The sequence below is a fragment of the Devosia sp. genome (genome assembly GCF_017307565.1).
Classification (GTDB): domain Bacteria; phylum Pseudomonadota; class Alphaproteobacteria; order Rhizobiales; family Devosiaceae; genus Devosia.
On the sequence record NZ_JAFKHD010000179.1, the window covers coordinates 1 to 10227 of the forward strand.

The window sequence follows — 10227 nt, forward strand, 5'->3', positions numbered from 1 at the left end:
GGCCGAAAGCATCAGCCCTTGCATGACGGTAGGAGTGTGCTGAGAGTCGAAAACGGCTGGGGCGGAAGATTATGTTGATTTGATCGTGTGCCGACAGGAAGCGTTGTGCCTGCCGAAGCGATTTGAACCGGCCCATGATGTTCTCCCGTTTTCGGGTTGGACGATGGGAGACTTCAATTCTGTTGTTCAATCCCTTGTGTGCCCGATGATCCACATTGGGTGCGAGGGTCTGAACGGGGTTGGTGTAGCTGCGCAGTTTGTCCGTCACCACGACCCGCGGCTCGCCGAATTGCTCGACCAGTTTGCACGCGTCTATGCGCTGCGCTTCAGCATCGAAGAGCTGCAGAATATCGTGACCTTCTACGAGACCCCGACCGGCCAGAAACTGGCCGCCGCCAATTCTGAGATGAACACTGATCTTCAGCGCGTCATGCAGGTCTTCTCGAACAACCTGAAGCGCGAATTCTTCGCCAAGGTCCGCGCCGAACTGCGCGCCCAGAACATCGAACTCTGATCGATCGGTTCTGCCAGACACGAGACCCCGCCATCGCGCGGGGTCTTTTTGTTGCTGAAGGGCCGCTTTTGTTGCTTCCTCGTTCAATGACCGGGCTTGGAAACCAGCCCTTCCGAAAATATATATCGTCAAGTGACGATGAATGATTTGGGGACTTCCATGGCTTTCGACTACGATCTTTTGGTGATCGGTGCCGGTTCGGGCGGTGTGCGCGCGGCGCGCATGGCAGCGACTTACGGCGCCAAGGTGGCCGTCATCGAAGAGTTCCGCGTCGGCGGCACCTGCGTCATCCGCGGTTGCGTACCCAAGAAGCTCTATGTCTACGCCTCGCGCTTTGCCGACCAGTTCGACCTCGCCCCGAGCTTTGGCTGGCAGGTTGATGCCAGCTTCGATTGGCCAACCCTGGTCGCGGCCAAGGAAAAGGAAATCACCCGGCTCGAAGCGGCCTATACCGCCAATCTCGAAAAGCCGGGCGTCGAAATCATCAAGGAGCGCGCGGTTGTCACCGGGCCGAACAGCATCAAGCTGCTGGCTTCCGGCCGCGAGCTGACGGCCGAGCGCCTTCTGGTCGCCACCGGCTCCCATCCCTTCATTCCCGATATTCCGGGCGCCGAATACGGCATCACCTCTAACGAGGCCTTCGATCTGCCGCGCCTGCCGAAAACCATCCTCATTGAGGGCGGTGGCTACATCGCGGTCGAATTCGCCACTATTTTCGCCGGCCTTGGCGTCGATACGACACTGATCTATCGCGGCGATCGCGTGCTGCGCGGTTTTGACGAAGACATGCGCGTCGGGCTCGAAGCAGGTCTTACCGGCCGCGGCGTGCGCCTGATCTACCAGACCACCATCGCCTCGCTCTCGAAAATGGGCGACGCCGTCCATGCCACCTTCAGCGATGGCGTCACGGCCCCCTATGATGCGGTGATGTTCGCCACCGGCCGCCGCGCCAACACCTGGGGCCTGGGCCTCGAAACCGCCGGCGTAAAGCTCAACGAAGACGGTTCGGTCGCGGTCGACGCCTATTCGCAGAGCTCCGTGCCCTCCGTCTATGCGGTGGGCGATGTCACCGGCCGCGCGCAGCTGACCCCAGTCGCCATTCGCGAAGGCTGGTACTTCGCCGAGACCGTCTACAACAACAAACCTCTGGCCGTGGACCACTCGCTGATCCCGACCGCTGTTTTCAGCGAGCCGGAAATCGGCGTTGTGGGTCTCACCGAACCCGAAGCGGCAACGCATGGCGATATCGACGTCTACGTCGCCCGCTTCCGCCCGATGCAGAACACGCTCTCCACCAAGACCGAGCGCATGGTCCTCAAACTCATCACCGAGAAGAACGAGGGCAAGGTGCTTGGCGTCCACATCCTGGGCCCCAGCGCCGCCGAAATGATCCAGCTCGTCGGTATCGCGGTCGGCATGGGCGCGACCAAGGCGGATTTCGACCGCACCATCGCTCTGCATCCGAGCGCCGCCGAAGAACTCGTGACCTTCAAGGCCCCGAGCTACACCTATCGCGACGGTAAGAAGACCGCCTGAGCCCGTCCCATCCTTAGTGAACATCTCTCCATTCCATCGTCACCACCGGGCTTGTCCCGGTGGTCCATGCGGCCGCGAGATGGATTGCCGGGAGAAGCCCGGCAATGACGACGGCATTGAGTGCATGGCGAATAGATTTTTGCCGCCCAGACCAAAGCCGAACGGCTGAGCCGCGCTTTGGCCTTGGCAGGGCGCGCGGGGCTTGGTAGACCGCCCGCACCCTAGGAATGCCCCCGGGTGAGCGAGATGACGATGACCACTTGGACTCCCAGCAGCTGGCGCGAAAAGCCGATCAAGCAGGTTCCTGCCTATCCCGATCCGGCCGCGCTTGCCGAAGCCGAACGCCAGCTCTCGACGTTTCCGCCGCTGGTCTTTGCCGGCGAGGCGCGCGAGCTGAAGTCTCGTCTTGCTGCGGTCGCCCGTGGTGAAGCCTTCCTTCTCCAGGGCGGCGACTGCGCTGAAAGCTTTGCCGAGCATGGCGCGGACCACATCCGCGACTTCTTCCGCGTCTTCCTGCAGATGGCCGTGGTGTTGACCCACGGTGCGTCCAAGCCCGTCGTCAAGGTCGGCCGCGTCGCCGGTCAGTTCGCAAAGCCCCGCTCTGCCGATACCGAGATTATCGACGGCGTCGAGCTGCCGAGCTATCGCGGCGACATCATCAATGCCATCGAGTTCAACGAAGCAGCCCGCGTCCCCGATCCGGACCGCATGCTGCAGGCCTATCGCCAATCCGCCGCGACGCTCAATCTGCTGCGCGCCTTCTCCATGGGCGGCTATGCCGAGCTGACGCGCATCCACGAATGGACCATGGGCTTTATGAAGGGCTCAAACTGGAACGTTCGCTTCGAGGAAGTTGCCAAGAAGATCGACGACGCCATCACCTTCATGGCGGCCCTCGGCCTCAATCCGGACAATACCCCCGCGCTGAAGCAGACGAGCTTCTAAACCAGCCACGAAGCCCTGCTTCTTGGCTATGAAGAAGCCCTGACCCGTCGCGATTCCATCACCAACAACTGGTACGCGACCTCCGGCCACATGCTCTGGATCGGCGATCGCACCCGCCAGCCCGACGAGGCCCACGTCGAATACTTTGCCGGCATCCATAACCCCATCGGCATCAAGTGCGGGCCGAGCCTGGCCAGCGACGACCTGCTGCGCCTTCTCGATCGGCTCAACCCGACCGATGAAGCCGGCCGCATCACCTTGATCTCGCGCTTCGGCGCCGAAAAGGTCCACGAGCACCTGCCGCGTTTGATCGAAACCGTCCAGAAGGCTGGCCGCACCGTCGTCTGGTGCTGCGACCCGATGCACGGCAACACCATCAAGGCGTCCACGGGCTACAAGACCCGCCCCTTCGATCGCGTCCTCACCGAAGTGCGCAATTTCTTCGAAGTGCACCGCGAAATGGGCACCTATGCCGGCGGCGTGCACATCGAGATGACCGGCGACGACGTCACCGAATGCGTCGGCGGTCTCTCCGCCGTCACCGAGACGACGCTGGCCGATCGCTACAACACCTATTGCGACCCGCGCCTCAATGCCAGCCAGGCTCTGGAGCTGGCCTTCCTCGTTGCCGAGGAAGTACACTCCCAGAAGCCGCCGGCCCAGCGCCGCGCCGCCGGAGAATAGTCTTTCCGGCAATATGAACCCAATCAGGGGCCGCGCGTTCTTAAAGGGCTGCGCGGCCTTTTGTTTGCCCGCTTCCGGGCACAGGTTGTGCCGTTCCCCAACGCGAGTGGTTCATGCCGAGATCTCTGTTTCCCAACGCCGCACCTGAAATTCGAGCTGCGCTAGAACGAGACCCGACCGTCAAACTGCTCAACGACTACGATTGGACCGAGAACCCTCTCGGCCCGATTCCGGAATGGCCGGATAGTCTCAAGGGTGCCGTGCGCCTGATGATGGTCGCATCAACGCCCATGGTCATGATGGTCGGGTTCCAGGGTATTCTGGTCTACAACGACGCCTATGCGCGCTTTGCTGGCCAGCGTCATCCGGCAATCTTCGGTATGCCGGCGCTCGACGCCTGGCCCGAAATTGCTGATTTCAACCGCAGCACAATGGAACGCGGCCTCAGCGGCGAATCCTGGATGCTGCGCGACCAGGAACTGGCTCTTAATCGCCACGGCCAGCTCGAAGCTGCATGGATGGACCTGCATTACAGCCCCGTCGCCGGCGACGATGGTCTGTCCATGGGCACGCTCTGCGTTGTCCACGAAACCACCGACCGCATCCTGATCGAAAGCGCTCTGGCGCGCAGCGAAGAGCGGCTGTCGCTCGCCCTTTCGAGTTCTGCCCTGGTGGGTACCTGGGATTGGGACGTCATCAACAATGTCGTCACGGCGGACGATCAGTTTGCCCGGCTTTACAACATCGACCCACAGGTCGCCGGGCTTGGATCCCCGCTCGAGCAATACCTTTTAGCCATTGATTTTGAAGACCTGCCGCGGGTGAATGCCGAAATGCAGCAGGCCATGGCAGATGGCAGCGAATTTCGTTCTGAGTATCGTGTCGTTGATCCCAGCGGCACTCGTCGCTGGCTGCTGGCCTCGGGCCGGCCCCGCCTCGATGCAGAAGGACGAGTCTACCGCTTTCCCGGCGTCGCCGTGGATATAACCAACCAGCGGCGAGCCGCCGAGGCGCTGGCTAAGAGCGAACTCGAGTTCCGCACTCTGGCGGATACCATGCCCCAGATGGTGTGGGCGACCCGGCCGGATGGAATGCACGACTACTTCAATGCGCGCTGGTACGAGTTTACTGGATTGAGTGCCAGCGCCACGATCAACGACAACGACGCGCGCGAAATGCTGCATCCTGATGACCGCGAGCGTGCATCCACCGTCTGGCAGCACTCACTGAAAACCGGAGAACCCTACCAGATCGAATACCGCCTGCGCCACCATAGCGGCGAATACCGCTGGAGCCTTGGGCGCGCGCTCCCCATTCGGGATAGCCATGGCGATGTTCTGCGCTGGATCGGCACTTGCACCGACATTCACGACTCGCGCAAGGCGGCCGAAGAGCGCGAGCTTGTGGCGCAGGAACTGAGCCATCGGATCAAGAACATTTTCGCCGTGCTTACCGGCATAGTTTCGCTCTCGGCGCGTGGTCGGCCCGAGGTGCGCGATTTCGCCGATCAGCTGCGCCAGCGCATTTTTGCCCTCGGCGAAGCTCATGACTTCGTTCGTCCGCAGAATTATTTGTCCAGCCATCCGGGCGGGCAGGGGGGGCTATCGGCGCTGGTCGCGCGGCTGATGCGTCCCTATGAAAGCGAAACGGGCACCGGTCGCATCCACTATGCGGGTGACGATACGATGATCGATGATGCCGCAGCGACGCCCCTGGCCCTGCTGTTCCATGAACTTGCAACCAATGCCGCCAAGTATGGGGCCCTCAGTCGCCCGGAAGGCTGGGTCGACCTGACCGGCCGTCTGGAAGACGAGCAGTTTCATGTGACCTGGAAAGAACATGGCGGGCCGGAAATCGCCGAGCCCAGCCAACTGACCGGCTTTGGCTCCAAGCTCATCGAGCTTTCGGTATCTGGTCAGATGCGCGGCGCGATCGAGCGCATCTGGGAGAAGGACGGCCTTCGGGTAGAGCTGTCGCTGCCACTCGTGTCGCTCCTCAGAACAAACCGTCTGCGCACCGCTGCAGGTGAGGAGGGCTAGGTCGGGTATCGGCTCGCGTTAGCTATCTCGGCGATGACCGTTCAGGTCGTGATCGCGGCGCCATCCGACCAATCGAACAGCTTCAACCGTCGCGGCGGTTCGGCGTCAGCGGCAACGCGTCTGGCACTTGCATAGGCGACTATGTCGCGCAGGTCCTTTTCCGCCAGGGGCTTTGAAACGACCCCAATGGTACCCGGCACGCCCGCGCCCAACTGAGCTGGATTGGCCGTAAGAAAGACGACACTGGCGCCATGCGTCTGGGCAAGGATACGACCGATCTCGATACCGGTCGGACCATCGCGCAGGTTGAGGTCCACCAGGGCAACATCGGCTTCGCCCGCAAATCGCAACGCACTTTTCTTGTCGGCAGCGATGCCGATGGGGTCGTGCCCCATTTCGGCGACGATCTGCTCGATTTCCGAGGCGACGAAGATTTCGTCTTCAACGATGAGGATGCGGCACGACATTGGACAACAGGCTTCTGACTGAACTTCGATTTCCCGAACAAACTCTCAATTCTGGCCCCGGTTGCATCTGAAGCGCTGAATCGACAGCTTGTGATCGCTAGTGTGGGGCAGGGAAGTTACCAAAGCGCCAATCACCTATTTTGCCGCTTAGCGGAACATTAACCCTAATCATTCATAAACGATCCACGATCTAAAGCGGTAAACCGATCGGGAGTTTGTGATGAAGCAGCTTGCCCTGAGCACCCTGGCCATTCTGTCGACTGCATCTGCACAGCACGTTCTTGCCGCTGACTATGGTGCGCTCCCCGATTTCCGTCTCGCCTACTCTGACCAGTGGGCCCCCGAAGAAGGCGACCCGCTCAGCTTTGAGACCGGCGTGCGCTATTGGTACTCCATCGGCAAGCAGGAGCATTCGCGTGGTCCTGACAGCCAGACCATGGAGACCAAGACCCACTCGGGCGAAGTCTTCGCGCGGGTAAACGATGCATCCACTAATTCATTCGTCGAAGCGTTCGGCGGCTATGGCGTTGCCCACGAAGGCACGTTCTCGACCAATGGTGGTGCCTCCAAGACGCTGCCGGCGGCGCGCCTCGGTTATGCCGGCCTGGACTTCGCCTGGATGCCGCTCGGCAACGACACCGTCCATTTCGGCATGATCACGGGCTATCAATATACAAACGACTCCCCCGATACCGGTCGTGCCAATTTCTCGACGGCCCGTAGCGCTGGGCAGTTGATCAACAATGGCGGCGTCTGGCAGTTGTCTGGTGGCGACAGCGAGATCAACAACTTCGAGATCCACAATCTCAAGCTCGGTGTCGCTGGTAAGTTCGATGCCGGGGCGTTCGATATCTTCGGTGAGGCCGCTGCTATTCCGTATTCCTGGGTTACCGGCACCTATGGTGCCTACCAGGCGCAGGACTACCTGGCGACGCATGCGCAGGCTTCTGCGGTCTCCATAAATGGTCACGGCTACGGTGCTTCGGGCAAGCTTATGGTCGGCTTCCGGCCCACCGAAAACCTGTCCATCCGTGTCGGCGGTCGTGCGTCCTATCTGACCGGTCAATACGATGTGACTTGGGATGAGGTTGCAGTGACGCAGCCTGTGGCGCCATCGACCACCCCGACGTTGTCACGCCAGACCTTCATTTCCAACAACAACCCCTTCTCGATGCTGCGCTACGGCGCGCTGCTGGAAGTTTCGGGTAGTTTCTAGGTCGCAGGCCGGCAACGGATCGCGCTCTTCGCCCCGTCGGGACCTGCGGGCAATGCTTGCTCTCCCTCGGCCCAGAGGCTAAGTCTTGCCCGCGTTCGGCCGCGGGCCGGGCGGTCCGTCCATTTGCTTAGGTTTCCTCCGTGACCGACCAGCTCAGAATTGCGCTCGCCCAGCTCAATCCCAAGGTTGGCGACCTTCCCGGCAATCTCGCTTTGGCCCGAAAAGCCCTTGCCGATGCGGTTGCTGCCAAGGCCGACATCCTCATGTTTTCCGAGCTGTTCCTGACCGGCTATTTTCCGGACGATCTGCTCTTCAAGGCCCAGTTCGTCACCGACGCCATGGCCGCAGCCCAGACGCTCGCCGCCGAAACCGCCGGCACCGATGTCGTCCTCGTCCTGCCCACCATCTGGAAGGACCAGACCGGTCTCCACAACGCGGTGGTCGTCGCCGAAAAAGGCAAAATCTTTGCCCTCCGCTTCAAGCGCGAGCTGCCCAATGACGATGTTTTCTACGAAAAGCGCTACTTCGCCGCCGGCCCGCTACCTCTCCCCGTGACCATCAAGGGCGTCTCGGTCGGCATCCCGATCTGCGAAGACATCTGGCACCCATGGGTCTGCGAGCACCTGATGCGCGAAGGCGCTGAAATCCTGCTCTGCCCCAATGGTTCGCCCTATTGGACCAACAAGCAGCACATCCGCAAGGAACTGGTGCGCAAGCACGCCGTCGAGCACGACGTGCCGCTGATCTATCTCAATCAGGTCGGAGGCCAGGATGAACTCGTCTTCGACGGCGCCTCCTTCGCCATCGCCCCCGGCGACAAGCTCGTCCTTCAGGGCAAGAGCTTCGAAACCGATTTCCTGATCTCCGACTGGCGCCGCGAAGGCGACACCTGGACCTCGGACAATTGCCGCATCGAAGACCTGACCTCCGTCGAGGAAGCGCCTTGGCGAGCCGCCGTCCTCGGTCTTCGCGACTACGTATACAAGAACGGTTTTAGCCGCGTCGTGCTCGGCCTTTCGGGCGGCATCGACAGCGCCGTCGTCGCCGCCATGGCCGTCGATGCCTTTGGACCCGAAAAGGTCCACTGCATCATGCTGCCCTATCGCTACACGTCCGACGAAAGCCTCAAGGACGCCAAGGACTGCGCCGAGCGTCTCGGCGTCCGCTACGACATTGTCTCCATCGGCAATCCGGTCGATGACGCCCTCGTCGAACTCGCGCCGATCTTCGACAATCGAGCGCCCGATCTCGCCGAAGAAAATATCCAGTCGCGTATGCGCGGTGTCGTGCTCATGGCCGTCTCCAACAAGCTCGGCTCCATGCTGCTCACCACCGGCAATAAATCCGAAATGGGCGTTGGCTACGCCACCATCTATGGCGACATGAACGGCGGCTACAATCCGCTCAAAGACATGTTCAAGATGGAAGTCTATGCGCTGGCCGACTGGCGCAACAAGCATATGCCCGGCGACAGCCTTGGACCCAAGGGCGAGGTCATCCCCCAGTCGATCATCGACAAGGCGCCCTCGGCCGAACTCCGTCCTGACCAAAAAGATCAGGACAGCCTGCCGCCCTATCCGGTGCTGGACGATATCCTGCGCTCCATCGTCGAAGACGAGATGAGCCTCGGCGATGTCGTTGCGCGCGGTCACGATCCGGCTCTCGTGAAACGCATCGAACGTCTGATCAACATCGCCGAATACAAGCGCCGCCAGTCCGCGCCGGGTCCGAAACTGACCCCGCGCGCCTTCGGCCTCGGCCGCAAATACCCCATCACCAATGGCTATAAGGACCTAACCGTCGGATGACCGTCGTTCGCTGGGCCCCGTCTCCGACGGGCCGCATCCATCTCGGCAATGCCCGCCCGGCGCTGCTCAACTGGTTTTTCGCCCGCCGCACCGGCGGCCGCTATGTCCTGCGCATGGATGACACCGACCTGGCGCGTTCCACCCGAGAGTTCGCCGACGGCATCGAGGTTGATCTGGCTTGGTTGGGCGTCAAGCCCGACCTGCTCGTCCGCCAGTCCGAGCGCACCGCGCTCTATGACGCCGCCCGTGACAGGCTGATCGCTTCGGGCCGCCTCTACCCGGCTTACGAGACTGAAGAAGAACTCGATCGCAAGCGCGCTCGCGCTCGCCTCCTCGGCAAACCGCCGATCTACGATCGCGCCGCCCTCAGCCTGACCGAAGAGCAGAAAGCCGCCTACGAAGCCGAAGGCCGCAAGCCCCACTGGCGCTTCAAGCTCGATGGTCGCCCGGTGCAGTTCCAGGACCTCATCAAGGGCCAGCAGACGGTCAACACCGCCTCCATGTCCGATCCCGTCCTCATCCGCGCCGACGGTTCCTATCTCTATACGCTGCCGTCCGTTGTCGATGACATTGACCTGGGCATCACCCATGTTATCCGCGGTGAAGACCACGTCTCCAATACCGGCACCCAGATCGAGATCATCGAGGCTCTGGGCGGCACGGTCCCGACCTTCGCCCACCACAATCTCCTCACCGACGCCGCCGGACAGGGCTTTTCCAAGCGCCTGGGCTCGCAGTCGATTTCCGATTTCCGCACCGAGGGCTACGAACCGCTTTCGGTCGCCATCATGGCGACCCTCACCGGTACGAGCCTACCCATCGAGCCCTATGAAAGCCTCGATGCAATCGCCCAGCGCCTTGAGCTGTCGATGATTTCGCACGGCGCCGCGCGCTTCGATCCGGCCGAGCTCGACAACGTCAATGCCCGCCTTCTCCACACCATGCCCTATGCCGAAGCGCAGCCGCGCCTCTCGTCCATGGGCCTTGAAGGCGAAGCCATCTGGCTGCTGCTGCGCGA

7 protein-coding genes and 2 pseudogenes are annotated in these 10227 nt (G+C 61.6%); 7 read left to right on the forward strand and 2 right to left on the reverse strand.

All coding sequences use genetic code 11. The features are described from left to right. Window positions 1-304, reverse strand: a pseudogene (locus J0I64_RS05120) (DDE-type integrase/transposase/recombinase); the annotation flags it as partial. On the opposite strand from J0I64_RS05120, the gene J0I64_RS05125 reads away from it, so the two are divergent. From J0I64_RS05125 to J0I64_RS05140, 4 genes and pseudogenes are all read left to right on the forward strand, one after another. Further along, window positions 206-514, forward strand: coding sequence for a DUF2059 domain-containing protein (locus tag J0I64_RS05125; protein ID WP_291406533.1), 309 nt, complete (start codon window positions 206-208; stop codon window positions 512-514). The pseudogene J0I64_RS05120 and the gene J0I64_RS05125 sit on opposite strands and share 99 nt — an antisense overlap. 159 nt (window positions 515-673) lie before the next feature. Beyond that, window positions 674-2050 carry a glutathione-disulfide reductase gene (gene gor / locus J0I64_RS05130; RefSeq protein ID WP_291406534.1) on the forward strand — a complete coding sequence of 459 codons (1377 nt, stop codon included), beginning with the start codon at window positions 674-676 and terminating at the stop codon, window positions 2048-2050. 252 nt (window positions 2051-2302) lie between these two features. Beyond that, window positions 2303-3679: pseudogene (locus J0I64_RS05135) on the forward strand (class II 3-deoxy-7-phosphoheptulonate synthase). A 113-nt stretch (window positions 3680-3792) separates the two neighbouring features. Then, window positions 3793-5718, forward strand: coding sequence for a PAS domain-containing protein (locus J0I64_RS05140; RefSeq protein WP_291406535.1), 1926 nt, complete (start codon window positions 3793-3795; stop codon window positions 5716-5718). A gap of 41 nt (window positions 5719-5759) precedes the next feature. Here J0I64_RS05140 and J0I64_RS05145 read toward each other — a convergent pair whose 3' ends face one another. Continuing rightward, window positions 5760-6185 (reverse strand): response regulator, encoded by a 426-nt coding sequence (locus tag J0I64_RS05145; protein ID WP_291406536.1) that lies wholly within the window; start codon window positions 6183-6185, stop codon window positions 5760-5762. Between the two features lie 220 nt (window positions 6186-6405). Between J0I64_RS05145 and J0I64_RS05150 the strand changes: the two genes are divergently transcribed. The 3 genes from J0I64_RS05150 to J0I64_RS05160 form a co-directional block, all read left to right on the forward strand. Continuing rightward, window positions 6406-7401, forward strand: coding sequence for a hypothetical protein (locus tag J0I64_RS05150; protein ID WP_291406537.1), 996 nt, complete (start codon window positions 6406-6408; stop codon window positions 7399-7401). A 140-nt stretch (window positions 7402-7541) separates the two neighbouring features. Beyond that, window positions 7542-9209, forward strand: coding sequence for an NAD+ synthase (locus tag J0I64_RS05155; RefSeq protein WP_291406538.1), 1668 nt, complete (start codon window positions 7542-7544; stop codon window positions 9207-9209). Beyond that, the coding region (locus J0I64_RS05160) for a glutamate--tRNA ligase (RefSeq protein ID WP_291406539.1) at window positions 9206-10227 on the forward strand (1022 nt) is incomplete at its 3' end. The genes J0I64_RS05155 and J0I64_RS05160, both read left to right, overlap by 4 nt.